At 68.5% G+C, this 26,022-nt stretch carries 28 protein-coding genes and 1 tRNA gene; 21 read left to right on the top strand and 8 right to left on the bottom strand.

From position 1 onward, the window contains the following. The first annotated feature begins 51 nt into the window (after nt 1-51). From E1286_RS22875 to E1286_RS22840, 8 genes are all read left to right on the top strand, one after another. Entirely contained in the window at nt 52-273 is a 222-nt protein-coding gene (locus tag E1286_RS22875; RefSeq protein WP_111184914.1) for a hypothetical protein, read from the top strand. After that, a complete protein-coding gene (locus tag E1286_RS22870) occupies nt 270-692 on the top strand; it encodes a type II toxin-antitoxin system VapC family toxin (protein WP_132615483.1) in 423 nt (140 codons plus the stop codon). Before E1286_RS22875 ends, E1286_RS22870 begins: the two co-directional genes overlap by 4 nt. A 158-nt stretch (nt 693-850) precedes the next feature. Then, entirely contained in the window at nt 851-1,441 is a 591-nt protein-coding gene (locus E1286_RS52340; protein WP_484213915.1) for a DUF4870 domain-containing protein, read from the top strand. Between the two features lie 970 nt (nt 1,442-2,411). Then, nucleotides 2,412-3,965, top strand: coding sequence for a sensor histidine kinase (locus tag E1286_RS22860; protein WP_165969861.1), 1,554 nt, complete (start codon nt 2,412-2,414; stop codon nt 3,963-3,965). 147 nt (nt 3,966-4,112) lie between these two features. Next, entirely contained in the window at nt 4,113-4,520 is a 408-nt protein-coding gene (locus tag E1286_RS22855) for a roadblock/LC7 domain-containing protein (protein ID WP_342776248.1), read from the top strand. Next, a complete protein-coding gene (locus E1286_RS22850) occupies nt 4,517-4,942 on the top strand; it encodes a DUF742 domain-containing protein (RefSeq protein WP_132615479.1) in 426 nt (141 codons plus the stop codon). The genes E1286_RS22855 and E1286_RS22850 overlap by 4 nt, the downstream gene beginning before the upstream one ends. Continuing rightward, entirely contained in the window at nt 4,923-5,543 is a 621-nt protein-coding gene (locus tag E1286_RS22845) for a GTP-binding protein (RefSeq protein WP_132615478.1), read from the top strand. The genes E1286_RS22850 and E1286_RS22845 overlap by 20 nt, the downstream gene beginning before the upstream one ends. 35 nt (nt 5,544-5,578) lie before the next feature. Further along, nucleotides 5,579-6,823, top strand: coding sequence for a cytochrome P450 (locus tag E1286_RS22840; protein ID WP_132615499.1), 1,245 nt, complete (start codon nt 5,579-5,581; stop codon nt 6,821-6,823). A 42-nt stretch (nt 6,824-6,865) separates the two neighbouring features. On the opposite strand, the gene E1286_RS22835 is transcribed toward E1286_RS22840, so the two are convergent. Next, entirely contained in the window at nt 6,866-8,083 is a 1,218-nt protein-coding gene (locus tag E1286_RS22835; RefSeq protein ID WP_132615477.1) for a cytochrome P450, read from the bottom strand. A gap of 456 nt (nt 8,084-8,539) precedes the next feature. Here E1286_RS22835 and E1286_RS22830 point away from each other — a divergent pair, with 456 nt between their 5' ends. The 7 genes from E1286_RS22830 (at nt 8,540) to E1286_RS52110 (ending at nt 15,412) form a co-directional block, all read left to right on the top strand. Continuing rightward, nucleotides 8,540-9,121 (top strand): DUF6461 domain-containing protein, encoded by a 582-nt coding sequence (locus E1286_RS22830; protein ID WP_132615476.1) that lies wholly within the window; start codon nt 8,540-8,542, stop codon nt 9,119-9,121. A gap of 370 nt (nt 9,122-9,491) precedes the next feature. Further along, nucleotides 9,492-10,001 (top strand): (2Fe-2S)-binding protein, encoded by a 510-nt coding sequence (locus E1286_RS22825; protein WP_132615475.1) that lies wholly within the window; start codon nt 9,492-9,494, stop codon nt 9,999-10,001. Then, a complete protein-coding gene (locus E1286_RS22820; RefSeq protein WP_132615474.1) occupies nt 9,998-10,984 on the top strand; it encodes an FAD binding domain-containing protein in 987 nt (328 codons plus the stop codon). The genes E1286_RS22825 and E1286_RS22820 overlap by 4 nt, the downstream gene beginning before the upstream one ends. Then, nucleotides 10,981-13,242 (top strand): xanthine dehydrogenase family protein molybdopterin-binding subunit, encoded by a 2,262-nt coding sequence (locus tag E1286_RS22815; RefSeq protein ID WP_246075051.1) that lies wholly within the window; start codon nt 10,981-10,983, stop codon nt 13,240-13,242. Before E1286_RS22820 ends, E1286_RS22815 begins: the two co-directional genes overlap by 4 nt. Nucleotides 13,243-13,504: 262 nt before the next feature. Next, on the top strand, nt 13,505-14,659 hold the full coding sequence (locus E1286_RS22810; protein ID WP_132615473.1) for a Kelch repeat-containing protein: 1,155 nt from the start codon (nt 13,505-13,507) through the stop codon (nt 14,657-14,659). An 88-nt stretch (nt 14,660-14,747) separates the two neighbouring features. Continuing rightward, complete coding sequence (locus E1286_RS52115) at nt 14,748-14,957, top strand: DUF6461 domain-containing protein (protein WP_223190282.1); 210 nt, start codon at nt 14,748-14,750, stop codon at nt 14,955-14,957. Between the two features lie 77 nt (nt 14,958-15,034). Further along, nucleotides 15,035-15,412 carry a tyrosine-type recombinase/integrase gene (locus E1286_RS52110; protein WP_132615472.1) on the top strand — a complete coding sequence of 126 codons (378 nt, stop codon included), beginning with the start codon at nt 15,035-15,037 and terminating at the stop codon, nt 15,410-15,412. A gap of 211 nt (nt 15,413-15,623) precedes the next feature. On the opposite strand, the gene E1286_RS22800 is transcribed toward E1286_RS52110, so the two are convergent. Both E1286_RS22800 and E1286_RS22795 read right to left on the bottom strand, forming a co-directional pair. Next, nucleotides 15,624-15,713: transfer RNA gene (locus E1286_RS22800), tRNA-Ser, on the bottom strand. A 159-nt stretch (nt 15,714-15,872) separates the two neighbouring features. After that, entirely contained in the window at nt 15,873-16,436 is a 564-nt protein-coding gene (locus E1286_RS22795; protein ID WP_132615471.1) for a YceI family protein, read from the bottom strand. A 104-nt stretch (nt 16,437-16,540) separates the two neighbouring features. On the opposite strand from E1286_RS22795, the gene E1286_RS22790 reads away from it, so the two are divergent. Beyond that, on the top strand, nt 16,541-17,041 hold the full coding sequence (locus E1286_RS22790) for a MarR family winged helix-turn-helix transcriptional regulator (RefSeq protein WP_246075050.1): 501 nt from the start codon (nt 16,541-16,543) through the stop codon (nt 17,039-17,041). On the opposite strand, the gene E1286_RS22785 is transcribed toward E1286_RS22790, so the two are convergent. Further along, a complete protein-coding gene (locus E1286_RS22785; protein WP_132615470.1) occupies nt 17,013-17,519 on the bottom strand; it encodes a SigE family RNA polymerase sigma factor in 507 nt (168 codons plus the stop codon). The two genes, E1286_RS22790 and E1286_RS22785, sit on opposite strands and share 29 nt — an antisense overlap. Nucleotides 17,520-17,736: 217 nt before the next feature. Between E1286_RS22785 and E1286_RS22780 the strand changes: the two genes are divergently transcribed. Both E1286_RS22780 and E1286_RS22775 read left to right on the top strand, forming a co-directional pair. Further along, entirely contained in the window at nt 17,737-18,684 is a 948-nt protein-coding gene (locus E1286_RS22780) for a hypothetical protein (RefSeq protein WP_132615469.1), read from the top strand. A 7-nt stretch (nt 18,685-18,691) separates the two neighbouring features. Continuing rightward, nucleotides 18,692-19,486 carry a MauE/DoxX family redox-associated membrane protein gene (locus E1286_RS22775; protein ID WP_132615468.1) on the top strand — a complete coding sequence of 265 codons (795 nt, stop codon included), beginning with the start codon at nt 18,692-18,694 and terminating at the stop codon, nt 19,484-19,486. Nucleotides 19,487-19,589: 103 nt separating this feature from the next. Here the strand turns inward: E1286_RS22775 and E1286_RS22770 are convergent, their stop codons facing one another. Beyond that, nucleotides 19,590-20,771 carry an ATP-binding protein gene (locus E1286_RS22770; protein WP_132615467.1) on the bottom strand — a complete coding sequence of 394 codons (1,182 nt, stop codon included), beginning with the start codon at nt 20,769-20,771 and terminating at the stop codon, nt 19,590-19,592. Nucleotides 20,772-21,005: 234 nt separating this feature from the next. Here E1286_RS22770 and E1286_RS22765 point away from each other — a divergent pair, with 234 nt between their 5' ends. The 3 genes from E1286_RS22765 to E1286_RS22755 are packed head-to-tail and all read left to right on the top strand — an operon-like array spanning nt 21,006 to nt 23,214. Then, the gene (locus E1286_RS22765) at nt 21,006-21,476 is read left to right on the top strand and encodes a SigE family RNA polymerase sigma factor (RefSeq protein ID WP_132615466.1); all 471 of its coding nucleotides are present in this window, start codon (nt 21,006-21,008) and stop codon (nt 21,474-21,476) included. Beyond that, entirely contained in the window at nt 21,473-22,744 is a 1,272-nt protein-coding gene (locus tag E1286_RS48025; RefSeq protein ID WP_165969860.1) for a hypothetical protein, read from the top strand. Before E1286_RS22765 ends, E1286_RS48025 begins: the two co-directional genes overlap by 4 nt. An 11-nt stretch (nt 22,745-22,755) precedes the next feature. Then, complete coding sequence (locus E1286_RS22755; protein WP_132615465.1) at nt 22,756-23,214, top strand: MaoC family dehydratase; 459 nt, start codon at nt 22,756-22,758, stop codon at nt 23,212-23,214. Nucleotides 23,215-23,468: 254 nt separating this feature from the next. Here E1286_RS22755 and E1286_RS22750 read toward each other — a convergent pair whose 3' ends face one another. From E1286_RS22750 to E1286_RS22740, 3 genes are all read right to left on the bottom strand, one after another. Further along, the gene (locus tag E1286_RS22750; RefSeq protein WP_132615464.1) at nt 23,469-23,705 is read right to left on the bottom strand and encodes a hypothetical protein; all 237 of its coding nucleotides are present in this window, start codon (nt 23,703-23,705) and stop codon (nt 23,469-23,471) included. Continuing rightward, a complete protein-coding gene (locus tag E1286_RS22745) occupies nt 23,702-25,237 on the bottom strand; it encodes a radical SAM protein (protein ID WP_132615463.1) in 1,536 nt (511 codons plus the stop codon). The genes E1286_RS22750 and E1286_RS22745 overlap by 4 nt, the downstream gene beginning before the upstream one ends. Next, a partial coding sequence (locus E1286_RS22740; protein ID WP_246075049.1) for a prolipoprotein diacylglyceryl transferase occupies nt 25,234-26,022 on the bottom strand: 789 nt, incomplete at its 5' end. The genes E1286_RS22745 and E1286_RS22740, both read right to left, overlap by 4 nt.

The raw sequence follows: 26,022 nt of genomic DNA, 5'->3' as shown, positions 1-26,022 counted from the left end.
CGTGCTTCGGCGTCGTACAGCCGGGAGAGCACGGTCGTACACTGGCCGACCATGAGCGCCGCGCACGAGGAGCTGCACCGCCTGGTCGATCGGCTGTCGCCCGCCCAGGCCCGCCGCCTCCTGCGGTGGGCCGAGACCGAGTTGGCCGGCCTCCCGCACGACGGGCCCGTACGCCGCCGCCTGTCCATTTCGGGCATCGGGGCGTCCGGTGACGGCCATCTTTCCGAACGGGTCGAAGATCTGCTGGCGGAGCGGTTCAATCGGTCGGTGTGACTGCTGTTCTTCTTGATACAGGACCGTTGATCGCGGTGGTCGATCGCGACGACGAGCATCACGTGTCGTGCGTCCGGCTGCTGCGAACGCTCGACGGACCGCTGCTGCTCCCGTCCACGGTGCTGATCGAGGCCGGCTGGATCATCAACCGGCAGCTGGGCGCGTCCGTCCACGCGGAGTTCCTCGACCAGGTGACCGACGAGTTCGAGCTGGTCAACCTGATCCCGCAGGACGTCCACCGGATGGCCGAGCTCGTCCAGCTCCACAAGGGTCTCGACTCGGCGGACGCGTCCGTCGTCGCCATCGCCGAACGGCTGTCGGTCACCCACATCGCCACCCTCGACCATCACGACTTCTCGCAGATCCGCCCGCGCCACGTCCCGTCCTTCACCCTGCTGCCGGACGTACCCTCGTCCTGAAGCAGTGGGCTCTGATCGCCGCCTTCCGCGAACTCGCCCAATCCCGCCTCGACCACCGCATCTGATGTTCGGCGCGTCATGACCCCCATATCGGCCTGTGCATAATTGGCGGATTGCGTCCCGCAACGGACGGATCCCGTCCCGCTTCCCCCCGATCGGTGGACCCCTTGCGCATCCCCCCGCGACCGTCCTCTGAGTGGTCCTTCAACCCGCCACCGGGATGGCCGACCCCGCCTCCGGGCTGGGTCCCCACGGCGGTGTGGAGCGGCCCCGAGCCGGACTGGCCCGCGCCACCGCCCTACTGGTCGTGGTGGACGAGACCGGAGCCCTGGACCACTCCATCCCCCTCCGGCCAAGCCACGGCATCGCCCTCCGCGCAAGCCCGCAGCACGGCCATGTGGACCCACCTCGGCGCCCTGCTCCTCGACGTCGGCGGCCTGCTCACCTGCGGCATCAGCTCGCTCCTGCTCTGGATCCCACCCCTGGTCATCCTGAACGGCCCCAGCGGCACGGATCCCTTCGTCCGGCGCCACGCCCGCCAGTCGCTCAACTTCGCCTTCACGGAGCTCATCACGGCCGCCGTCCTCGTCATGGTCGTCTACACCACCGGAGGGCTCGGCGCCCTGCTCGCCATCCCGCTCGCCCTGGTGATCTGGATAGCGGCGATCGTCTTCCGCATCCTCGCCACCACCACCGCCACCCGCGGCACCCCGTACGACTACCCCGTCTCCATCCCGTTCCTGCGATGAGAGACCCGGGCATCAGACGGCGATGGGAACGTTCTCGAGCCGGCAGTCTGCGACATGAGGCCGGATCTGCGCGACGGCGCGCCGACGAAGTGGCTGCGCCGAACGGGATCGAGCGTCTCGTCTCGCCACCCCGCCCATGAGGCTGTCACGTAGTCGACTTCCCCTTGGCTTTCCAGGAGAAAGACGCCGGCGTAGGAGAGATCGACGCTCGGGGTGAGGCTCTTTATCGCCGGTCACTGTGCGGCAGCTCCGTTCCGGGCGCCACATTCCGCGCGGCAGGGCACGGGTCTCGTGCGCCCTCCCTCATCGGGGCTCATGAGGCGCAGCTCGGCGAGAACGGCGCCATTGAGCGCCTCGCCGTACCGCCATTCGCACCACTCGGCGTCGCTGTGCAGCCACATCCGGCGGGCCGCGGGATGACATAACGCGTATGTGGAGTTCGCAGCCATTCGGCGCTTATTTCCTCGCCCGTGACTCGCCCGATGATGACAAGGCACGTCGTGATCATCTGCGCGATGGGCGAACCTTGAGCCCCCGGCATCTCCCAGTCCGGCTCCAGTCCTCGCGCCATGGCAGCTGAGGAGTACTACGCCCTACCAGTGCGAGGAAATGCCGCACACCCCAAACTGACACATTTGCTCGGTCCATAAGTTATATGTCAAGCAGTATTGCTCGATGTCGCGATAATCCGATATGCCGGAATGGCTACCGAAGGGTTGGCTGACTGCTGTCTGGGCACAGGCGATCGCTTGTGAATGATGTGTGCAGACCCCCTAATATTTGAGGTGGTGCTACGGTTTGTACTTGATCCCATGCGGACCGTTGCGTCACACGTTCGCTTTTGTACTTTGCTTGCCATCTACCGCATCAGTAGGTGAATGCGCCTGCGGTGCCGGGCCGTCAACTCGCCATGAGGACCTGATCGATGTCAGCACACGTCCCAAGCCGGCCGAGGCTTCAGCTGTCACCGTTGAAGCGAGCGTTAGGTTCCTTCGCCGTCACGGCGTTCATCTTGTGCGGGGCCGGCGCATGGGCCCTGGCCCAGATCTCTCCGGTGGAAAGAACACTCGTGATGCCAGGCGGCATAGTGGTCTTCGCCATTGCATCGGGAGCAGTCGCGGTCGCGGCGTATTTCGCCGCGACCGCCGGTCGTTGGCGCGAGCGCAGTCACCGCATCGAGGCAGCGGCAGGGCTCCTTGAGAGGGATATCCGCAGCCTGACCGAGGGCACGCTGCCGGAGCTCTGGCGACGCCAGACCAGTACGGTGCCCGATGTGCTGGCCAAGCAGCAGCGGCCGTCCCACCCGGAGGCCAAGCGACTCCTGCACGCGCTCGGGCAGGTGCTGGACCGGGAGAGAAGCACGCGGGCGAGCGCCTTGGCCGCCTGCTCCGCCATGCAGGATGAGCTCGGAAAGCTGGCCGATGAGCAGCTTCCCGCCCTGGTCCAGCAGATGCGAGTGGGCGACGGCGCGGCAGAGATCACGCTGACCGAAGTGAAGCGACTCAGCCAGCCGGCCGTGCAGCACTTGTGGGTCGGAATCGCACGCGAGCTGGAAGCCGCGAACCGCCAAGGAGCGGCGGCGATGGTAGCGTGCGCCAGCGTCGCGGCCCGCATCCAGGCTGATGTGACGGAAACACTGGCCTACATCCAGGAGCGGGAGCACCAGTACGGCAAGCAGCCCGACATCTTCGCGGACCTGCTCGAACTAGACCACCAGATCACTCGCCTGGGCCGGCTGGCGGACAACATCGCGGTGCTGGCCGGAGGGCGCACCGGGCGCCGCTGGCCCAAGCCGATCGGGATGGAAAGCGTCCTGAGGGGGGCGATCGGCCGCATCGCCGCCTATCGCCGCGTCGAAACGCACTCCACCAGCACCGCAGCGGTTGAAGGGTACGCCGCTGAGGGCGTGATTCACGTTCTGGCCGAACTGATCGACAACGCGACCTCGTTCTCCCCTCCCAGTACGAGTGTCCACGTCTACGTGGAAGAAGAGGACGCGGGCATCGTCATCACGATCGAAGACAGCGGCTTGGGCATGCGCTCCCGCGAACGGCGCATTGCCGAGGACCTGGTAAGCCAGCCGATGGATCTGGCCACGCTGTCCGGGACCCGCCTGGGCCTGGCCGTGGTAGGCAGATTGGCCGGCAAGTATGGGCTTGGAGTCAACTTCCGGCCGTCCTCCCGCGGCGGCGTCGGCGTCGTGACGCTGATCCCCCGGCAGATGATCGTGTATCCGCATACGGAGGAACCACTGACCGGACAGGAGTCTTCGAGAGCCCTCACCGATTTCTCACCACCTGCTCCCCGGCATCAGATACCGCCCACCGCTGACGGCGAACTACCCAGACGTCCTCGAGGGGAGACCCTCAGGGCAGCCGCGCCTGCCGCCTCCACTCCGGCCACCACCAGGCCCGCATCGGACAGTGGCGCCGCCGCGCGCCGCCTGGCCGCCTTCGCGCGTGGGAGCGCTCGGCCTGAACCCTCATCACCACCGCCGCCCCCGCAGTCGCGCGAGGACGACTAGCGAGACGTCCTGCCCCTCACGGTCGTACGCGGCCGCGTCACACAACCCGCACCAATACCGATCGCCGATGGGAGGCAAGGGGCCAAGGCAGCCGGCTTCGCCGGGTGCACATGAGGCCCCGTCGCTGCGATGAGCGCCACAGATTCCATGAGAAACCAGCTCGGGTGGCTGTTGGAGAACCTCCGGGACAACACCCCGGGCGTCATGCACGTGTTGGTGGCCTCCCGGGACGGACTGGCGATGTGCGGCACCTCCGGTCTGCATACCGACCACGCCGACCACCTCGCTGCCACCACCGCCGGCATTCAGGCCCTCGCGTTGGCCGCCTCGGCCGCGTTCGGGGATGCCAGCGGGTCGGGACAGGCCATGGTGGAGTTCGGTGGTGGGATGCTGCTGATGGTCCCGGCCGGCGAGGGTGCGCACCTGGCGGTCATCGCCGAGGAAGGCGCCGACGTGGGGATCGTCGCACACAAGATGAACGAACTGGTGGAGCAGATCGGAGGGTTCCTCACCGCGGCTCCCCGTCATTCCGCGGATCACGGCAGCCGCCCATGAGCGGACATCAGCCCCCGGGCCGGGACGATCCCCGGGCTCATCCGGCTCCCCGCCAGAGCAGTCCGCAGCCCGGCAAGCGGCTCATACACCAGGACAACCCCGACCGGTTCTACACCATCACCGGCGGGCGCACACGCGCCGACGAAAAGGCGTTCGACACGGTCACCCTCATCGTCGCCGAATGCGACCCTCAACCGGGACAGCAGTCCGAACATGCAAGGATTCTGCAGCTGACCCGGCGGCCGATGTCTGTGGTGGAGATCTCCGCTCAACTGCGCCTGCCCGTCACCGCGATCAAAATCCTGCTGTGCGAACTGCTGGACCGCGGCCACATCACGGCCCGCCATCCGGTGTCCGCACCATCATCTGCCCCTGATCTTGAAGTTCTTGAACAGGTACTCAATGGCCTCCGCAACCTTTGACCAACCGGCGGACGTTCACCCGCTGCTGCCGACTGCGAGCCAGGCGCTAAAGATCGTCATCGTGGGCGGCTTCGGGGTGGGCAAGACGACCATGGTCGGTGCCGTCAGCGAGATCCGGCCGCTGAGCACCGAAGAGTACATGACGCAGGCCTCAGCAGGAATCGATGACGTCAGCCGCGTGCTCAACAAGCGCACCACCACGGTGGCCTTCGACTTCGGCCGCATCACGCTTGACGAGCAACGTGTGCTCTACCTGTTCGGAGCGCCGGGGCAGGAACGGTTCTGGTTCCTGTGGAATCAGCTGTTCAGCGGCAGCCTGGGGGCGGTCGTCCTGGTCGACACCCGCCGCTTGCAAGAGTCGTGGTACTCCATCGACCGGCTTGAGCACCACGGCACTCCATTCGTCGTCGGGGTCAATCGCTTCGACTCCGACCCCGGACCCGCGCTCGACCGCATCCGCGATGCGCTGGACCTCGCGCCGGAGGTGCCCATGCTCGACTGCGACGCCCGGGATCGTGAGTCCTGCAAGAGCGTGCTGATCGCACTGGTCCGGTACCTCATCAGCGTGCACTCTGCCTCATCCGGAAAGAGAACCCTGTGACCGAACGTTCCTCCGCCACCGAGTCCGCCCTCGCCATCACCCGGGAGGCGGCGCACTATCCGGACCACACCGACGCAGTCCGCTTCTACGGACCTCAGATCGCCGAGGATCCAGCCGCTCTGTATCAGCAGATGCGGCAACGGGGACCGGTCGTCCCCATTCTGCTCGACGGAGACATGCCTGCCTGGTTCGTCCTGGGATATCGAGAAGTCCACCACATCACGAACAATCCGCAGTGGTTCGCCCGAGACTGCCGGCGCTGGAACATCTATGACCAGATCCCTGGCGACTGGCCGCTCATCCCGTACGTTGGCTGGACCCCGTCGGTCATGTTCGCCGAAGGTGCCGAACACCATCGACGGGCGGGGGCCATCGGCGACGCTTTACACGAGGTCAATCGCACTGAGCTGATCGCCACCTGCGCGAAGGTCGCTGACCGGCTGATCGACGGATTCGTCGGCAACGGCACCGCCGACTTGATCACCGAGTACGCCTACCAGATCCCGGCCCGGGTCATCGCCCGGCTGTTCGGCCTACCGGACGCCGACGTCCCCGCGCTCGTGCAAGACGTCTTCGATTCGCTCGACAGCGACGACAACGCCGCCCAAGCACATCAGCGAGTGCACGCCAGAATGCAGCAACTCGTGGCCGACAAGCACGCGCACCCCGGCCGCGACGTCCCCTCCCGGATGCTGGCCCACCCCGCACAGCTCACCGACGACGAAGTCGTCATCGACCTCCTGGTGATGATGGCGGCAGCCCAGGCTCCCACGGGCAACTGGATCGGCAACACTCTGCGGCTGATGCTCGTCGACGACGAGTTCTCCGTCACGTTGCAGGGCGGACGCAGCAGCGCCGCTCAGGCGCTGAACGAGGTCCTGTGGAAGGACACCCCCACGCAGAACTTCATCGGACGTTGGGCCGTGCAGGACTGCCAGCTCGGCGGCCGAACCATCCGCAAGGGCGACCTGCTCGTCCTGGGACTGGCCGCGGCCAACACCGACCCCCAAGTCCTGCCGCACTCCCACAGCGATTCCGGGAACAACCGCGCCCACATGTCCTTCGGTCACGGCGAGCACGGATGCCCATGGCCGGCACCCGAACTCGCGGAGACCATTGCCAAGACGGCCGTCGAGGTTCTGATCGACCGGCTCCCCGATGTCACGCTGGCCGCGCCGCCGGACGACCTGCAGTGGCGGCCCTCGGTGTGGATGCGTGGCTTGTTCACCCTGCCAGTGGTGTTCACGCCCACGCTTCCACCCCACCAAGCCGGCCGCTAGCGCCGCCGCCTGCGCCCTGCCGGGCGGCCGCCCACCCGGCCGTCACCCGACAGGAGTGAAACGCACCTTGAGTGAGGCGGGCCCGCGGGTGAACACACCCTTCTCCTGCGGGCGGAAGCCCTCAGCCAGCCGTACATCCGGCATGGCGTCCAGGAGCTGGTTGGTCGCCACCTCGACCTCGGTCTTGGCCAGAAGCGCGCCGACGCAGAAATGCCTGCCCAGCGCGAATGCCAGGTGTCCAGCGGCAGCTGTGGACGCCGTCGTCTCCTTCAGCTCGGGGCGGAAGATGTCGAAGGAGTCAGGGTTGGTGTATTTCCGCTCGTCGCGGTTGGCGGCACCGATCAGGCAGATGACGGTGCTACCTGCGGGGACGACACCGCCGCTCAGCTTCACGTCCTCGGACGGCTGCCGCATGATCATGTGCACGGGGGGCGTGAAACGCAGGGTCTCGGCGAACGCCCGCGCGATCAGGCTCCGGTCTTGACGGACTGCCTCAAGCTGGTCGGGATGGTCGATCAGGTTCGCGAACATAGCCGCGATGGCCTTGTCGGTCGTTTCCCCTCCCGCGGTGAGGAGCAGGCTGCAGAACGCCTTGATGTCCTCGTCGCTCATCCGGGTGCCTTCGATCTCTGCCTGGCAGAGTGTGGAGAGCAGATCGTCGCCGGGGTGATCGCGGCGGCGCTGGATGATGGGGATCATGTAGGCGGCGAACTCCTCGCGTGTACGCAGCCCTCGTTCCGTCACCTCCGGGTCCTGGCTCAGGTTGCCGAGGAAGGCGATGATGGCGGTGTACCAGGAGTGGAACCGCGCGTGATCTGCTTTGTCCAGACCGAGCATGTCCACGATGACGTTGATCGGGAACCTCGTGGCGAACTGTGCTACGAGGTCTGCCTCGCCGGCGTGCCTGAACGTGTCGATGAGCTCACGGCAGTTGCGCTCGATCACAGGCAGGAACTTTTCCTGCAGTTCCCTGCCGCGGAACGCCGGCGCCACCAGCGCCCGCCGCACCTGATGCTCGCGCCCGCTCATTTGCAAGAACGTGCGCCCGTGGACAGGCTCGAGCTGCCAGTCGTAGTTCGCCGTGGTGAACGTGTCGTCATTGAACGCACGTTGGACATCCTCGTATCGGGAGATGATGTAGCCCGGTACACCCTGCTCCTGCCGGATGAGCGGCTCATCGTTGCGCATCTGGCGATAGGCGCGGTAGGGGTCTAAGGCAAACTCATCCGAGAGGATGTCGGGCGTTGCAGCCGCGGTCATAACACTCCCTCGCTATGTGGGACTACCAGCGGTCGATCTTCACCCTAAAGCTCCGTTCCGCTCCGAACCACCCCCGTACCCTGCCAAACAAGCCAACTTACAAAACGCCTACAAATGGGTAAAGCACCACAATCCACCACACCTGGCTGGTGAAGGTCCTGGGAGTTGACCGCCTCCGACGAGCCGTGCTAACTGCCCGCCGACGCCCACCACTCGAGGTGCCCAACAAGGTGCGCACCGCACGTATCGCCTCGGCCAGATCGGTGGCCGTGAGCACGGCAGCCGCAGTCGAGTTGCTCATCCAGCACGATAGGGGGCAGACGGCATCACGGACCGGGACCTGCCTCGGCCCGGCATCGGTGAGCCGTAGATCACGCCTCACCCCCTGCCCGGCCCTCTTGTTCGCCCCTCAATGGCACGCTGACGGCACGATGATCAACAGATGAGGTGTTGCGGATGGCGTTCACCTGCGCCGATGTTGCCTGGCTTGCCGAAGACGACGAGCTGGGCGACCTGTGGTGCCTGACCTTCGTGCGTGGTGTCAGCGAGGTGGAGGCGCTTGTCCGACTGGGTGCCGACCAGGAGAGCATCCGGCCGCTCACCTATGACGAGTTGACAGACGATGGCCTCTTTCCCGAGACGGTGCTCGCGGGGCGAGTGGGCGACTGGACCGTGCTCTTCGAGGAGAGCGGGTGGACCTGCACGGAAGCCGACAAAGCCCACGCACTTTCGGCCGGGACCGTCGCCGTGGTGGTGCTACGGCACGACTACGCATCCGACGCCTTCGTCTACGCGGTGGACGGGGAACTGGTCACGTACTTCAACCCCAAGATCCCGGAATGGCGGCACGGAAGTGATCCCGATCGGCTCAACGACCTGATGAGGGAGGTCGGCCTCGACCCCGATGACGTACCCCGATCCGGTGCTGAAGCGCCGTCGCCGGTGTCCGGAGCGCTTCTCCTCGCGGCCCGGTTGACCGGCGTCGTGCTGCCCCCGGCGACCATCAGAGGCCCGCTCATGAGCGGCGTCATCGGCTGACAGTGCTGCTGCGGCACGTGGCCGCCACCAGGCTGTGCCCGGACACCAGGTCGCCGGGGTACGGCAGAGCGGCCCGCACCCCGCCCGTGGACAACTGATATCGCCGTGAACGGCGCTGATTACAACATAATCCCTTTCTGGCATCCACGGGTCGATGACACCAGGATGAACGGCCATTTCCGAGAGGTATTAAGGAAAACGCACACTATGCTCCGGTGTGATGTCTTCCCTGCATGTGAATAGCTTGTCCTGCCGGTAGGCCGAAGCGCCCTGACCAGCCTGCGAATTCCAAGCGACGCCCGCGCTCATCGGCGTGCCGGCGGATTGCACGACCCTTCTTGCGTACCGATAACTAGCAAGAAAGACCATCATGGAGCAGAAAATCACTCTGCGCGTCGACGGAAAAGAGCGCACGCTCACCATTGACGCGCGTACGACATTGCTGGACGCGCTGCGCGAACGCCTCGGCGTCACCAGCCCCAAAAAGGGCTGCGACCACGGGCAGTGCGGGGCGTGCACGGTCATGCTCGACGGCCGGCGGGTGACCAGTTGCCTGGTGCTCGCGGTGGCCAACGACGGTGCCGAGGTCGTCACGGCCGCCGGTCTGGCGCATGGCGACGACCTGCATCCCGTCCAGCGGTCGTTCATCGCCGAGGACGCCTTCCAGTGCGGCTACTGCACGCCCGGCCAGATCGTCTCCGCGGTCGCGATGCTGCGCGAGGCGGAGGAGGGCTGGCCGAGCGTGGTGAGCGAGGACCTCGACGCCGACCGGGTCGTGCTCGACCGCGAGGAGATCGCCGAGCGGATGAGCGGCAACCTGTGCCGGTGCGCGGCGTACGTCAACATCGTGTCGGCGATCGAGAAGGTGGCGCGATCATGAAGCCTTTCGCCTATGAACGCCCCGTGGACGTGTCGTCGGCGGTCACGACGGTGGCCGGCCGCCCCGAGGCGAGCTTCCTCGCGGGCGGCACGAACCTCGTCGACCTGATGAAGATGGAGGTGCTGACGCCCGAACTGCTGGTCGACGTCCGGCACCTCGTCTCCCGTCGGATCGAGACGCTGACCGGGGGCGGCCTGCGGATCGGCGCCGGTGTGTCCAACAACGAGCTGGCCGCCGACCGGCGGATCCGGCGCCGTTATCCGGTGTTGTCCCAGGCGCTGCTCGCGGGGGCCTCGTATCAGCTGCGCAACCTCGCCACGGTCGGCGGCAACTTCCTGCAGCGCACGCGCTGCCCCTACTTCCGCGACGTCACCATGCCGTGCAACAAGCGGGAGCCCGGCACGGGCTGCGCCGCCCGCGACGGTCACCAGCGCGACCTCGCCGTCCTCGGCGCCTCCGACTCCTGCGTCGCCACGCATCCGTCCGACATGGCGGTGGCCATGGCCGCGCTCGACGCGGTCGTCCACACCGTCGGGCCTTCCGGCGAGCGGTCGATCCAGGTCAACGAGCTGTACCGGTCGCCCGCCGACGGGCCCGAGCGCGACACCGTGCTGGAGCGCGGCGAGCTCATCACCGCCGTCGAGCTGCCGGCCTCGCCGGTGGCGGCCACGTCGCGCTACCGCAAGGTGCGAGACCGCGCCTCCTACGCCTTCGCGCTGGTGTCCGTCGCCGCCGCGCTGGAAGTGCGGGACGGCTCCGTGACCGAGGTGCGCCTCGCCCTCGGTGGCGTGGCGCACAAGCCGTGGCGGGCGGCCACGGCCGAACGCGCGCTGCTCGGCCGGCCCGCGACCGAGGCGAACTTCCGCGCCGCCGCCGAGGCCGAGCTGGCCGCAGCGCAGGCGCTGGCGGGCAACGCGTTCAAGGTGCCGCTCGCCCGCAACACCATCGTCAGCATGCTGCGCACCCTTACGGAGGAGGCATGACCAGCGTGAACGAGACCAACGAGCCTTCTCGCCGAGCCGTGCTCAAGGCCGGGGTCGGCGGTCTGGGCGCCGCCATGTTGCCGTCCATGGCCGAACCGGCCCACGCCGCAGGCCCGGCCACGGCTCCGTCCGCCGTGGGTGGTGGCGCCGCCGGCGGCATCGGCGCGGCGCTCAAGCGCGTGGAGGGCCCGCTGAAGGTACGCGGAGCGGCCACGTACGCCTTCGAGTGGCCGGTCGAGAACCCGGCCTACCTGTATCCGCTGCTCTCCACGATCGCCTCCGGCCGGATCACCGCGGTCGACGCGGGCGACGCGCTGGCCGAGCCGGGCGTGATCGGCGTGCTGACCCATATGAACGCTCCCCGACTGGCCTGGGCCGAGGAGCCGGAGGTCGCGGTCTTGCAGTCGGACAAGGTGGCCTACCACGGGCAGATCGTCGGCGCGGTCATCGCCGACAGCATCGAGACCGCTCGGTACGCGGCCGGACTGGTCAAGCTGGAGTACGCCACGGAACCGGTCGACGTCGACCTGCGGGCCGACCGCGACGACCTCCGCAAACCCGAGCACGCCCAGGGCTTCGGCCAGCTTCCCGGGGACCTCATGAACGGCTCGCCCGCCGACACGACCGTCGGCGACTTCGCGGCCGGGATGGCCTCGGCGGTCCACCGGGTGGACGCCACCTACACGACCCCCGTTCAGCACCACAATCCCATGGAGCCGCACGCCGCCGTCGCCACCTGGACCGACGACGAGATCACCCTCTACTGCGGCTCGCAGGGCGTCTCCACCCCTCAGGAACTGCTGACGAGGGCATTCGGACTGCAGCCGGGGCGCCTGCGGCTGATCTCTCCGTACGTCGGCGGCGCGTTCGGCTCGAAGGACTTCTCCGCGCTGTGGGGCACGGTGGCGCTCATGGGCGCGCAGCTCGTCCCCGGCCGGCCGGTGAAGCTCGCCTTCACCCGGCAGCAGATGTTCACGTTGGTGGGCCACCGCCCGGCGTCCATCCAGCGCGTCCAGCTCGGCGCCGACGCCGCCGGCAAGCTCGTGGCGATCTCGCACGACGCCGTCCAGGAGACGGCCAAGGCCAAGCAGTACGCCGAGCAGACGGTGCAGGCCAGCCGGTCCATGTACGCCGCGCCCGGCCGGCGGACGAGCACGCGGATCGCCCTGCTGGATGTCCCCGTCCCGACGATCATGCGTGGTCCCGGTGAGGCCACGGGCATGTTCGCGCTGGAGCCGGCGATGGACGAGCTCGCCGTCAAGCTGGGCATGGATCCGATCGAGCTCCGCCTCCGCAACGAGCCGGAGACCCATCCGGAGACCGGGCAGCCGTTCTCCAGCCGCCACCTGGCGAAGTGCTTCGAGGAAGGCGCCCGCCGGTTCGGCTGGAAGCACCGTGACAAGAAGCCACGGGCGCGCAGGAAGGACGGCTGGCTGATCGGGACCGGCGTGGCCGCCGCGACCTACCCGTCGCCCCGCCTGCCGGGAAGCACCGCCTCCGCCCGCCTCGACAAGAACGGCCGCTACACCGTACGCATCGCCGCCGCCGACATCGGCACCGGCACCTGGACGACGCTCGCCCAGATCGCCGCCGAGGCGCTGGGCGTCCCCCTGGACCGCGTGACCCTGCAGATCGGCGACTCCGCATACCCGCGTGCGTCCAGCGGAGGCTTCTCCTCGGGCATGAACAGCTGGGGCACGACGATCTACGCGGCCGCACGCGCCCTGCACACGGCCCTGGACGAGAACGGCGGCTCGGTCCCGCCCGAAGGACTGCAGGTCACGGTCGGCATGCCCGACGACCCGAAGCTGAAGCAGTACGAGTTCGGCAGCTACGGCGCCCAGTTCGCCGAGGTCCGGGTGCACGAGGACACCGGCGAGGTACGCGTGCCGCGCCTGCTGGGCGTTTTCGACGTGGGCAGGGTCATCAACCCGGTGACAGCCCGCTCGCAGTTGCTCGGCGGCATGACATGGGGCCTTTCCATGACGCTGCACGAGGAGACCGCGATCGACCACCGCTACGGGAACTTCGTCAACAACGACCTGGGCGGATACCACTTCGCGGCCAACGCCGACGTGGGCTCGATCGAGGTGCACATGCTGGGCGAACGCGACTCGCACATCAACCCGATGGGATCCAAGGGCGCGGGCGAGATCGGCATCATCGGCACGGCGGCGGCCATCGCCAACGCGGCCTACGACGCCACCGGCATCCGCGTCCGCGACCTCCCTCTCACCCTGGACAAGCTCCTCCGCTGACCATGGGAGTTCCCTTCGACGCCCGGGCGCTCCATATGCCACGGGAAAGCCCTCCAACCGCAATCTCGACAAGACCGCTCAGCATGGAAGTCGCCATCGAGTGATGACCACCGTATTGGCCACCTCGGCGACAAAGCCATCGACGGAGCGGCGGTCATCTGATCCAGCAAGAAGCCGGCTGCGCGGCCATCGACGTAGCGGCCGGACCAGCAAAAAGTCGACGACGTTCATATAACCCGCGACCAGTACGAGGAGGAACCTCATGAATTTCCCCCAGCCCCTCGGACGACACACCGACAGGGTCGCGTCGCACACCCCCGCCCGAATGGCGCGCCGGACCGCTGCGGTAGCCGCCGGCCTGATCCTGACTTCGGCGCTGGGGCTGCACACCGACGTGGCCCAAGCGCACCCCGGTCACCCGGGGCGTTCCACAGAGCCGACACCCGGCGCGACCGCGCCGGTGACGACTCCGGTGTACACCCACGGCTGGAAGCCGCTGAAGCCCATAGCCGGCGGCCCGCGGCAGGAGCACAGCGTCGCAACGATCGGCAAGGACGTCTACATCGTTGGCGGCATTCGGCCCGACGAAGCCGGTGGGGTCACCACCGTCCGCGATGTGGAGGTCTACGACACCCGGCAGAACACATGGCGCCGGGCGGCTCCGCTACCGGTGGCCATGAACCATCCGAACCTGGCGGCGGTCGGCGGCAAGCTCTATGTCCTCGGTGGCCTGTCCGGCGGTGCTTCTTGGCAGGCGCTGCGCGACAGCTATGTCTACGAACCCACGAAGAACACGTGGACCCCGCTGCCCCCGATGCCCGAGGGCAGCGAGCGAGGGAGCGCCGCCGTAGGCGTGTACGGCACGCGCATTCATCTCGCCGGCGGCATGCGCACCCTGACCCCCGGCCCCGGCGGCCTCCAGGACACGGTGGCCACGGTCAACACCTACGACATCACCACCGGTCGCTGGTCCAGCCTGCCTGACCTGCCCGAGGCCCGCGACCATGTGGGTGGCGCAGTCATCGACCACACCCTGTACGTGCTCGGCGGTCGCGACCGAGGCCAGCTCAATGTGCGTGACACCGTCTACTCCCTCGACCTGCGCGGCGGCCGGTGGGTCGAACGCGCCCCGATGCCAACCCCGCGTGGCGGTATCGCGGCCGCCGCCGTCAACGGGGTGATCTACACCTTCGGCGGGGAGGGCAACGTGGTCGACGGCGTGCACACCGTCTTCGACCAGACAGAGGCCTACGACACCCGCCGCGACCGGTGGCAGCGGTTGGCCCCCATGCCGGTGCCACGGCACGGAACCGCAGCCGCCGCTGTCGGCGACACCATCTACATCCCCGGCGGAGGCAACCGCGCCGGCGGCGCCCCGATGGATGTCAACGACGCCTACCGCCCCAGCATTCGCTGAGCCCACGGCCCGCGCGTCACCGCCGATGCGGCGGTGACGATCACCCGCGGGCTCTCATAGTCCATGATCCTTCTTACCTGCGAGCCTCATCCTTCGATGCGTTCGTCGAGTACGCCGATCACGTCGCTTATGCGGCACACATGCTCCCCCGTCATCCCCTGACGACGGGTTCTGTGCCTGTCGGTGCCGGCTGGCTTTCCTGCTCGTCGAGCACCTGACCGGGATCAGGGCGACGGAGCGACTGCTGAAGGACTCCACGTTCAGGTGGGACGTCGTCCCGGCACCGGCCAAGTCGTGACGTCCGCTGGTCGTACATCGACATGGACACGGGCGAGATACGGGCCTGGTTCCAGGTACAGCACCAGGAGTGGCGGCATGGCTGCGCCGACCCGCGCCCCTGCGGCTGCGCCAAGCCAGGCCACGCCTGCTACAAGCGGCCTTGTCTCAAGGACTGCACCGGCCACGCGGACAAGTGTTCGCGACCAAGCACGGCGCTCCCATCGACGCACTGAGGTCCGGAAGGTCTGGAAGAGCATCCTCAAGCAGGCCAGCGTTCGGGACGTTCGAGTCCATGACGCCCGACACACCGCAGCAACTCTCCTCATCGAGCAGGGTGTGAACATCCGGGTCGGTCAGCGAGTCCTCGGCCACACCAGAGTGGCCACCACCGAGCGCTACACCCACGTATCCACACCCCTGATGCGCGATGCAGGGCAGCGGCTCGCCCCCGCTCTCTGGGGTCATCCTCAGTAATGCGACCGAAACGATCACCGGGGTGGCGTTCGCCAGGGCCAGTGGCCAGCCAGCCGGCCCCTGGCCGGTCAACCGACAGAGGGCACCTCGGCCGCGAACTCGACAGTGAGGACGACCAGGACATCGTCCGCCGACCGGTCACGGTCGACCATGACGCCCTGAAGATCAAAGAGGCCCTCTCCCCGTATTCGGGAAGAGGGCCTCTCACCTGCGGAGGATCGGGGATTTGAACCCCGGATGGCCGGTAAGACCAAACCGCATTAGCAGTGCGGCGCCATAGACCTGACTAGGCGAATCCTCCTGGAAGCCTTTAGTGGCTCAGGACAGAGTACCGGCCTTCTGGCGAGGCGGCAAAGCGATCGCGCCCGCCGCCTTCGCCAGGTGTCATCAACAGCCTGTGGGTAACCACCTGTGGATGAACGCCCGCCCAGCTGAGACGGGCTTTCTGGCTGTGGATAACTCAGGCGGCCGGGTTGGCCTCGCCCTCGACCTCGATCTTGATCTTCTTGCCCACCAGGACGCCACCGGTCTCCAGGGCCTGGTTCCAGGTCAGGCCGAACAGCTCGCGGTCGATCTCCGTGGTGATCGAGAAGCCCCACACCTGCACGCCCCACGGGTTGGCGCCGACGCCACCGTACTCGACGTTCAGCTCGACCTCCTTGGTGACGTCGCGGATGGTCAGGTCGCCGACGACGGTGAAGTCGCTGCCCGAGTGGCCCACGACGCGGGTGCTCTTGAAGGTGATCTCGGGGAACTTGTCGACGGACAGGAAGTCGTCGCTGCGCAGGTGGTTGTCGCGGTCCGGCATGCCGGTCTCGATGGTGTTCGCCTGGATGGTGAGCTCGGCGCTCGACTCCAGGGGGTTCTCGCCGACCGTGACCGAGCCGCTGAAGCCACCGAAGTAGCCGCGCACCTTCGTGAACATCATGTGCTTCGCGACGAAGCCGATGTGCGTGTGCGTCACGTCGATGGTGTAGGTGCCGGGGGCGGGAACGGTCAGGTTCTCCCAGGTACGGGTGCTCATGGGGTTCTCCTCAGGGAAAGGTTGGCTCAGTTGGATGTCTGCGGCAACAACTGTCTACACGAGGAATATTCCCGCCGTCAACCAACGTCGGGTAGGGTGTGAACGTGCTGAACTTGGACGACCCCCGGCTCACCGCCTTCGGACTGCTGGCCGAGGTGCATGCAGGTTTGATGGACAGGTTCCAGCCCGTCCTCAACGACGCCGGCCTATCGGAGATCGACTTCGAATGTCTCCTCCGCCTGGCCCGTTCCCCCGGTCACCAGCTGCGCATGAGCGACCTGGCCGCGCAGACCGGCCTGTCCACGAGCGGGGTGACCCGGGTCGTCGACCGGCTGGAGCGCGACAACCTCGTCGTGCGCGAGGCCTGCTCGACAGACCGCAGGGCCTCGTACGCGACCCTCACCCCCACCGGGCTGGAACGGCTGGAAACCGTCCTGCCCAAACATCTGCAGGACATCGACGACTGCTTCACCGGCCTGCTGGAGGGGCCCGAGCTGGAGCGGTTCCTGGCCAGCCTGCGCAAGATCCGCGCAGTCGTCCGCCCCTGCGCCACCGCCGGCGCGACTGGGGACGAGGTCAGCGCGGCAGACCCAGCGCGCTCCTGAGCTTGGCCATCGCCCGCGAGACGGTGCTCTTCACCGTGCCGACACTGATCCCCAGTGTCCTGGCGATCTCGGGCTCCGTCATGTCCTCGTAGTAGCGCAGGACGATCGCGGCCCGCATGCGCTCGGGCAGCTCCTGCAGCGCCCGTTCCAGCGCCTCCTGCACCTCGGAGGTCACGTCAGCGGTCGCCGCCCCGTGGCCGGCGGCCACCTCGGGCAGTTCGTCCGACGGGTACTCCTCCAGCTTGCGCCGCCGCCACTGCGAGATGTTGATGTTGACCATGGCCCGCCGTACGTAGCCGTCCAGGGCCTTGCGGTCCTCGATGCGGTCCCAGGCCAGGTACGTCTTGGTCAGCGCGTTCTGCAGCAGATCCTCGGCGTCCAGTGGATGCCCGGTGAGCTGGTGTGCCGCACGCAGCAGGGCAGGACCGCGCGTCAACACGTACTCGCGGAACTCGTCTTCCCGGCCGGTGGTCTGCATCGTGGCCAGAATCGCAGCTTGATGCCCCTTTGGCCCCGAACCACAATTCAGGTTTCGGCCCGCCCACGACAAAGGTCCGTCTAGGTCGGTGGCGGTTTGTACGCCGCCGGGAGTGAAGTCCCTTCCCCCAGGATGCGTATTTTGCTCTCGTCTGGGCCGCTAAGGTGTGGGCCGCCCCCAAGTCGTGTGAATCTGATATCCGACGAGGGAGGGGCGGATGGGGTATCCGAGCGTTGAGCGCCGCCGGGTGCTCGCGGCAGCCGCACTCGGCCGCGAGAGCGGCGTCCAGGGCCCCGACCCGGGCAGCGGCGAGCCCCTGCGCGCGGTCGTCGGCGAGATCCTCGACGTCAGCCCGCACCTGATGACCATCGAGACCCCCGACGGCGCCCAGGAACGGCTGGTGATCGCGCCGTGGGCCACGGCCTGGCACGGTGGCGACACCGCCCCGGCCGACCTGCCCGTCGGCGCCATGGTGATCATGCGGACGCTGCGCGACGGCCGGGTCGTCGATCGCGTCTGGGCCGACACCACACGCCTGACCGGCACCATCCTGTCCGTCGACGGCCGCAGGGACCTGACGATCGAGCTCGACTCCGGCCCGCACCGGGGCCACCGTACGATCGTCATCCCCTACCGGGCGTCGGGACGGCTCCAGGTGCGCCATCCCAAGTTCGAGCCCGGCTACCTGTTCGACGCGATCGGCGTCCGGCGCGACGGCGCGAGCCTCGCCCTGCTTCCCGCGACGTCACAGCCCGCCTACCCGGCGCGTTCTGTGCCGCCCCCGCCGCCGGCGTACGCGGGGATGCAGTCGCGCATCGCGGGCACCGCCACCTGGTCGGACACGTTCGACGAGGAGGAGCGGGGCGCGGCGTACCCCATGCTGGAACGTTCTGACACCGGCTGCGCCCAGGTGGGCGTGTCGTGCGCGGGCCTGCCGTACCTCGCGGTCGGGTCCCTGCTTCAGGTGAAGAACGTCTGCTCCGACCGCACCGCCAACGTGCCCGTGGTGGCGTGCGGATGTCTGGCGGGGCGGTTCTGCGACCGCTGCGTCGAATGCGACACCTCTCCGCGGGGCCGGATCGCGGAGCTGTCGCCGGCCTCCTTCGTGGAGCTCGGCGGCGACCTGGTCAAGGGATGCTTCAACGCTCAGATCGGATTGGGGTGACACGCGCGTGCTGACCTCGCAGCTCCCGCTTCTGATCGTGCTGCTCGTCCTCGGCACGATCGCCAAGGTGTCCACCGTCGTGTCCGGGCGCGAGCCCGGCGCGCTGTCGCGCCTCGGACCGGCGGTGCTGGTGCTGGGGCGCATGCAGGTCCCGGCGTTGCTGGCGTGTGCGGTCGGCGAGCTGGCGCTGGCGGCCGGGCTGCTGGTGACGACACATCCGCTCTTCCGGTGGGGGACGGTCGCGTTCTTCGCGATGTCCACGTACGTGCTGCTGGAGCTGCGCAGGCGGCGGCCCGACGCGGGCTGCGGCTGCTTCGGCGAGGTGAGCTCGGCGCCCGTCGGCGTGCGGTCGATCGGCAGGACGGTCGTGCTGACCGGGATGGCCCTGATGACGGTGTGGGCGCCGGTGACCGGGTGGGCGGCCGTCATGCGCCCCTCGTGGATGTACGTGGCCGCCGGGATGGCGCTGCTCGCCCTGCTGTCGCCCGAGATCGAGGAGCTGGTCGACCGGCTGCGTTACCGCGCGCCGTGCGAGCAGCGGCCGGGGCCGGCCGAGTCGGTGACGCTGGCCAGGCTGCGTTCAAGTGGCACCTGGCGGGCCTACCAGGCCGAGCTGGCCACCACCGAGCCGTACGACAGCTGGCGCGAGCTGTGCTGGCGGTTCTTCGCCTTCCGCAACCGCGACGAGGACGAGGTGGTCTTCGCCGTCTACCTGAGCGGGCGGCGCCCGGCGGTGCGGGTCGCGGTGGTCGGCGGGGCGGACAGCGGGTCTCTGCCGCAATATACGTCCGTATCGGCCTGACGCTAGACAGGCCGATACTTCGATCGACAGGCAGCGCGATACAGCTCTATTGGGCTGTCTAGCTTCCCCACTAGACAGCCCAATAGAGGTCTAGGGGCACCGCTCAGACGGGCTGAGCGCGCAGGAATTTCCCGAAATGCGGCACCGTGAACGCGATCAGGCCACGCTCGGCGCTGTAGATGAGCCCTTTCTTGATGAGGCTGTCGCGGGCGGGTGAGAGGCTGGACGGCTTGCGCCCGAGGGCGTCGGCCACCTCGGAGGTCGGGACCGGCTCGTCGCCGATCTGGGCCATGGCGTGCATGTAGTCGCGCTCGGCCGGGGTGGCCCGCTCGTAGCGGCTGCCGAAGAACCCGACGGCGAGCTCCTGCTCGGCCTCCGGCGCGGAGACCTTGACGTCTTCGATGGTGATCGGCGTGCGCGGCGCAAGGTCCCAGGCGACCTTGCCGTACGCCTGCACGAAGTAGGGGTAGCCGTCGGCCGCCTCGTAGAGGGCGTCGAGCGCCTCCCGGGTGAACTCGACGTCCTCCTCGCGCGCCGGCAGGATCAGCGCGAGGTCGGCCGCCTCCCGGTCGAGCTTGTCGATGCGGGCGTAGCGGAAGAGCCGCTCGGAGTAGCTCTTGCTGGCCGACAGGACGCTCGGCAGGTGTGGCAGCCCGGCGCCCACCACGATCAGCGGCCCGCCGGTCTGCGACAGCTCGTGGCAGGCGGCGCAGAGCGCGGAGACGTCGGCGGGCGGGACGTCCTGCATCTCGTCGATGAACAGGGCGATGCCGACGGCCAGGTCGGTGGCGACGGCGGCGGCGTCGACGAACAGCTCGGTGAGGTCGATCTCCAGGTCGCCGGAGTCGGCGCGCCCGCGGCTGGCGGGCACCTCGATGCCGGGCGACCAGTGGGAGGTGCCCTTGGCCGCCGCCGGATCGCGCATGGCGAACGCCTTGAGCACCCCGAGGAACTCCTCGATGCGCTCGGGAGCGCGGTGGCGGGGGGCGAGCTCACGGATGGCCATGTGGAGCGCCGCAGCCACGGGACGCCTGATCGACTGGTCGGGCCGGGCCTCGATCTTGCCCGTGCCCCACAGCCGCTGCATGGCCATGGACTTGAACGTGTTGAGCAGGACGGTCTTGCCGACGCCGCGCAGCCCGGTCACGACCATGCTGCGCTCGGGACGGCCACGGGCCACCCGCTCCAGCACGACCTCGAACTGCTGCAGCTCACGATCGCGCCCGGCGAGCTCCGGCGGACGCTGCCCGGCGCCGGGGGCATAAGGATTGCGCACAGGGTCCACGCTCTGCGACTCTATTGCCGGATATAGCGGCCGTCTTAGATTTGGGAAGAAAGCGCTACGGCGTGTCCGAGCAGGGGCGGTCGCGAGCACCGTCATCGAACACACCCCTCTCCACCAGGCCGAACCCTTGTTCGAGTCGGACGCCTACGACTGTAGCGCGGACTCGAACACCCATGCGATGTTTTCGGGTAAAGATCTTTGCAACAGCCCGGCTCCGCCGAGCGTCTCGGTGATGTGGAGTTCGAGGATTTCGTGCGGGCGCGCGGCTCGGCGCTGCTCCGGTACGGCTACGTGCTCACCGGCAACGCCGACGACGCGGCCGACCTGGTGCAGGAGGCGCTGCTCAAGCTGAGCGACGCCTGGCGGCGGGTCCGCAACAAGGACAACCCCGAGTCGTACGTACGCACGATCATGGCCAGGCAGCACGTCAGCTGGTGGCGCAGGCGGCGCAGGGAGCACCTGACGGACGACGTTCCTGAGGGCTCCTACACCGACGAGCACGCGTTCGGCGAGTTGTGGAAGGAGCTGGCCGCGCTGCCGCGCGGGCAGCGCGCCGTGATCGTGCTGCGCTACTACGAGGACCTGCCGGACCAGGAGATCGCGCAGATCCTCGGCATCTCCCGCGGAACGGTACGCAGCCAGGCGTTCCACGCGCTCAACGCGTTGCGCGTCAAGCCTGCGGTGTTCGAAAGGGGACGGACGTGAGGACAGAGGACGAACTGGTCGGGGCGCTGCGGTCGGCGGCCGACCGCGCTCCCGGCGACGAGAGCCTGCTCGCGGCGGTCGCGCGCCGCAGGCGGCGCAGGAACCGCCAGCGGGTGAGCGCACTGGCCGCCGCAGCGGCGGTGGTCGTGCTGGGCATGGGGGTCAGGGCCGTCGTGTGGGGCCCGGCCGAGGTCGACTCGGTGGCCCCGGCCTTCCTCGCGACCCGGTCACCGCTGGTGCCGCCGCCGACCGGTGTCGGGTCACCGCCCACCGTCACGGTGACACCGCCTCCGCAGCCGGTCGGCACCGTGCCGCCGCCTACCGCGTCCGTGCCCGTGGAGGAGCTCTGGCCGGGGGCGTACCTCTCGATGCCGGCGCGGGACGCCGACGGCCGGACGCGCCGTCCGATCATGGGGATCAGCACCTCGGAGGTGCTGCTCGTCGCGTCCGGGCCGGGCGAGAAGAGCAGCCGGCTGGAGGTGTACGACTCCGTCACGGGCGAGACCCGCGAGGTCACGACGCCTCGGACCGACGAGATGAACGGTCCACTCGTCCAGGTCGCCGCAGCCGACGCCGAGAACCTCGTCTGGACCTCGTACAGCGAGAAGGACGGCACGGGCTTCCGGCAGATCTGGACGGCCCCGCTGCCCGGCGAGGCGAAACTGCTCGCCACGTTCAGCGGCCCGGGGACCGACATCGACATGATGCAGGTCGACGGCGACCACGTCACGTGGTCGGAACGCTCCCGTGGCGGCGTGTGGCGCATGCCCCTCGCGGGCGGCACCCCGCAGAGGCTGCCCGGCAGCGACGGCCTGCACCTCGTCGACTGGCCCGTGGCCGGCGACGTGGCCGCCGACCCCGGCCCGAGCGTCCGCAACCAGACGCTGATCGCCGACCTGGACGGCGGCACGAAGACGGCGGTGGCCGTGCCGCCGGGTGCGAAAGGGCTGCGGTGCGCCCGCACCTGGTGCACGGGACACGACGACAAGGGCGGCTTCCTCCAGCGCTTCGACGGCACAGCCGTGACCCGCCTCGACGCCCTGGGCGTCTCGAAGACCTTGGCCCAGGCTCCGGCGCTCGACAGGTTCGTGTACGTCGGCGGCGGCGTCTACGACATCGCCACCGGAAAGGTCGCCTCGATCGACGCGGTCGACGGCGCCTGGTTCGCCGACGGCGGCGCCCCGGGATCCGGCTCGATCCTCTACTGGGAGAACGAGCGCGGCACGCTGGGGGTCCTGAACTTGGCAGCCGTCCCGCCCGCGCAATAGCGTTTCCGGCCATGCGGACCTTCGCGAATGTTCAGGAGCTCAAGGCGGCCGTCGGCGAGACGTTCGGCCCGACCGAGTGGCGCACCGTCACCCAGGAGCAGGTCAACCTGTTCGCCGACGCCACCGACGACCACCAGTGGATCCACGTCGACGTGGACCGCGCCAAGGAGGGCCCGTTCGGCGGCACTGTCGCCCACGGGTACCTGACGCTGTCGTTGCTGCCGGCGCTCATGTTCTCGCTGGTCAAGGTCGAGGGCATCGCCATGGGCGTCAACTTCGGCCTGAACAAGGTCCGTTTCCCGAGGCCGGTGCCGGTCGGCGCGCGCATCAGGGCCGTGGGCGAGCTGACCGACGTCAAGGGCACTCCTGCCGGCTACCTGTCCAACCTCAAGATGACCGTCGAGATCGAGGGCGAGAGGCGCGCCGCCTGCATCGCCGAGACGCTCGTCCTGTACGTTCCCGCCGAATAAATCTCTCCGGCGTGCGGCAGAGGCCGGCGTCACGTGACCCCTGGGCTCGTGGAGGTATTCGACGAGCTCGCCCAGACCCGGGGCGACGCGCTTCTCCGGTACGGCTACGTCCGGCGACATGGAGGACGCGGTCGGCGCCGGTTGCCGCTCAGCGTGTACACGCAGGGGCCTTCGCCGGCGGCCGTGGTGTACGACCTGGGCAAAGGGGCGATGGCCGGGGTCAGCGAGTCAAGGCGCGTGGCGGCCGGCGGCCGTCACAGGATGATCGCGGCGAGCGCCGCCAGGCCGATGAGTCCGAGGTAGGCCAGCACGAGCCGGGTGTCCCGGAGAAAGCACTTGCTCCGGGACAGTCCGGCTCGCCGCGCCTTCCAGTACCCCGCGAATCCCAGCGCCGCGAACCCGAGCACCGCCCACGGCCCCAGCAGCCAGGCGAGCAGCGCGACAGTCGCGTACACGCACAACCGCAGCGGGTCGTACGGCTCCTGCTTCATGCGATCACCCTTCCCGGCTCCGCGGCCACCGCCGACAGACGCTGGCGGGACAGTTGCGGCCAGGCCTGTACGGCGCAGAACGGCGCGCACTGGTCCTGCTCCGCCCGCGTGCCGACGTGCACGCAGCATTGCGTGAGACGTTCCTCGATCATCGTGGAGACGTCCATGAACGGCTTGATCGTCAGGCGCACCACCCGCTCGCCCAGCATCCGCCGAAGCTTCTTCCTGCGGCCCGGCAGGGCCGCAGAGGCGAGGGTGAGCAGGGTGGAGACGCCGAGGTCGCAGTTCTCGCAGATCGTCCGCCACAGGTCGCCGATCTGCGGGTGCGACAGCGACGACTGTTCCGACAGCAGCCCGAGCAGTGACTCCTGGACGGCCAGGCGCAGCTCGCGCGGGATCTCGCTGTCGGCGATGCGGTTGGAGACCAGGCCCAGGTGCTCTTTGAGGCGGTCGTGGCCGATCAACCCGGTGAGCGAGCGCCACTGCCCGCCGTCGTCGCGGATGAGGTAGCCGACCGAGCAGCAGTGCGGGTGGGAGCAGGGCAGGGCGGTCAGGTCGCGCCAGGTCACCAGGCCGCCGGTCTGCGGGCCGAGGCGCTTGAGCACGCCGGTGTGGGTGAGACGGTCCATCGGGTCGATCGCCCCCGACCTGCCCGAGCCGAACTGCGGCTGCAGCGACACACCCCCGACGTACGGGGTGTCGAGGGCGAGGCGTACGACGTCGCCGATCTCGCCGTCGTTGACGCCCTGGGCCGTGGTCATGACGAGCGTGGTGAAGATCTCGCGCTCGGACAGGCGGCGCAGGGCATCGGACTTGAGACGGGTCAGGTCGCCGCCGCGGTGGTGGCGGGAGGCGTCGGCGCTTCCGTCGTACTGGAGGTAGACCTCGACGCGCTCGCGGTGCTCGGTGAGGAGGTCGAGCAGTGCGTCGTCGCGGGAGACGAGGACGCCGTTGGTGTTGATCAGGATGCGGGTGACCGGGCGGTCGGCGAGCTCGGCGAGGAGGGTCTTGAGCTCGGGATGCAAGGTGGGCTCGCCGCCGCTCAGCATGAGGACGTCGAGCTTGCCGTTCTCGCGTTCGAGGCGCTGGTCGACGTTCGCGAGGATGTCGCGCACGGGGACGATCCCCGTGAGGTCGGGTGAGCTGTCGGCGAAGCAGGTGGGGCAGCGCAGGTTGCAGGCCTCGGCGATGTCCTCCAGGAGGATGCAGGTGTGCTGCGTCTGCATCTCGGGCAGGCCGCGGAGGTAGGCGGCGGGGATGGGATCGTAGTTGCCGGCGAGGTCCGGGAGGTGCCGCTTGGTGGGGGCGGTCCACTCTTCCAGATATTCGAGGATTTCTGGATCTTCGTCGTACAAAGTGCGGATAAGTCCGTGTTTGCGGCAGCCGCGTTCCAGCCACACGCGGCCGTCGCGCTCGGCCAAGTAGCCGCTCAGCCGTTCGACCTGCTCCAGGTCGGCGCCGTGACACTGGGGGCAGAACGCGTTGACGTACCGGAGGATGCGGTCGCCCCGCAGACCCATCCCTGCGCTCATGTCATGACCTTTCGCCGAAAGAGGGGTTGGTAGTAGCCGCGCCGCCAGCCGTACCCGAGCCTGACGGTGAGCAGCAGCATTCCCGGGATGAGGAACCACTGGGGGCGGGTGAGGTCGAGCCAGACGGTCTCGTTGGCCCTCGTGAACTCGACCAGGAAACGGAACACCGCGTACGCGGCCACGTACAGCGTGAACAGCTCCCCCGGCTGGGTGAGCCGCCGGCGCGCCCACATGAGCGCGGCGAAGGCGGCGAGCTGGAAGAGGATCTCGTAGACGAACGACGGGTGCATGGCCTGGCCGGTCAGGCAGCCGGGGCATTCGGGGGTGGTGGGCGGGGCGTGCACGCCCCACGGCAGGTCGGTGGGGCGTCCGGGCGCCTCGGTCAGGTGGCAGCCGATCCGCCCGACCGCCATGCCGAGCGCCACCGCGGGGGCGAACAGGTCGCCGGTGCGCTCTTTGTAGCCGATGATCCGTTTTGCGACGAGCACGCCGACGTACGCGCCGGTGAGGCCGCCGAGGATGCTGCGGGAGCCGTACAGCCACAGGTCCTGCGGATCGAGCGTCTCCAGCCAGCCCGCCAGCCGCATCCCGATCGCTCCGCCGACCAGCGCGCCGGCCACCGCGACGAGCGACTGCTCGTTGAGCGCCCCGCGCCTTCTGGCCTCCCGTACGAACACCACGGACGCCACGAGGACGCCCAGTCCGACGAAGATCTCGTGGTAGGGCATCAGCCGTACAGACCCGGGTTGAGGCCGGTGCAGAATCCGGCGGACACGATGGACCAC

The sequence above is a fragment of the Nonomuraea terrae genome (assembly GCF_004348995.1).
Classification (GTDB): domain Bacteria; phylum Actinomycetota; class Actinomycetes; order Streptosporangiales; family Streptosporangiaceae; genus Nonomuraea; species Nonomuraea terrae.
The sequence above is the reverse complement of the archived record's forward strand: the minus strand, read 5'-3'. Positions and strand labels throughout refer to the sequence as shown.

Bases quoted from the DNA above. Each gene is read 5' to 3' on its own strand.
- E1286_RS22875 (WP_111184914.1), top strand. From the start codon at position 52: ATGAGCGCCGCGCACGAGGAGCTGCACCGCCTGGTCGATCGGCTGTCG.
- E1286_RS22855 (WP_342776248.1), top strand. From the start codon at position 4,113: ATGAGAAACCAGCTCGGGTGGCTGTTGGAGAACCTCCGGGACAACACC.
- E1286_RS22850 (WP_132615479.1), top strand. From the start codon at position 4,517: ATGAGCGGACATCAGCCCCCGGGCCGGGACGATCCCCGGGCTCATCCG.
- E1286_RS22845 (WP_132615478.1), top strand. From the start codon at position 4,923: ATGGCCTCCGCAACCTTTGACCAACCGGCGGACGTTCACCCGCTGCTG.
- E1286_RS22835 (WP_132615477.1), bottom strand. From the start codon at position 8,083: ATGACCGCGGCTGCAACGCCCGACATCCTCTCGGATGAGTTTGCCTTA.
- E1286_RS22830 (WP_132615476.1), top strand. From the start codon at position 8,540: ATGGCGTTCACCTGCGCCGATGTTGCCTGGCTTGCCGAAGACGACGAG.
- E1286_RS22825 (WP_132615475.1), top strand. From the start codon at position 9,492: ATGGAGCAGAAAATCACTCTGCGCGTCGACGGAAAAGAGCGCACGCTC.
- E1286_RS22820 (WP_132615474.1), top strand. From the start codon at position 9,998: ATGAAGCCTTTCGCCTATGAACGCCCCGTGGACGTGTCGTCGGCGGTC.
- E1286_RS22815 (WP_246075051.1), top strand. From the start codon at position 10,981: ATGACCAGCGTGAACGAGACCAACGAGCCTTCTCGCCGAGCCGTGCTC.
- E1286_RS22810 (WP_132615473.1), top strand. From the start codon at position 13,505: ATGAATTTCCCCCAGCCCCTCGGACGACACACCGACAGGGTCGCGTCG.
- E1286_RS52110 (WP_132615472.1), top strand. From the start codon at position 15,035: ATGGCTGCGCCGACCCGCGCCCCTGCGGCTGCGCCAAGCCAGGCCACG.
- E1286_RS22795 (WP_132615471.1), bottom strand. From the start codon at position 16,436: ATGAGCACCCGTACCTGGGAGAACCTGACCGTTCCCGCCCCCGGCACC.
- E1286_RS22785 (WP_132615470.1), bottom strand. From the start codon at position 17,519: ATGCAGACCACCGGCCGGGAAGACGAGTTCCGCGAGTACGTGTTGACG.
- E1286_RS22780 (WP_132615469.1), top strand. From the start codon at position 17,737: ATGGGGTATCCGAGCGTTGAGCGCCGCCGGGTGCTCGCGGCAGCCGCA.
- E1286_RS22755 (WP_132615465.1), top strand. From the start codon at position 22,756: ATGCGGACCTTCGCGAATGTTCAGGAGCTCAAGGCGGCCGTCGGCGAG.
- E1286_RS22750 (WP_132615464.1), bottom strand. From the start codon at position 23,705: ATGAAGCAGGAGCCGTACGACCCGCTGCGGTTGTGCGTGTACGCGACT.
- E1286_RS22745 (WP_132615463.1), bottom strand. From the start codon at position 25,237: ATGAGCGCAGGGATGGGTCTGCGGGGCGACCGCATCCTCCGGTACGTC.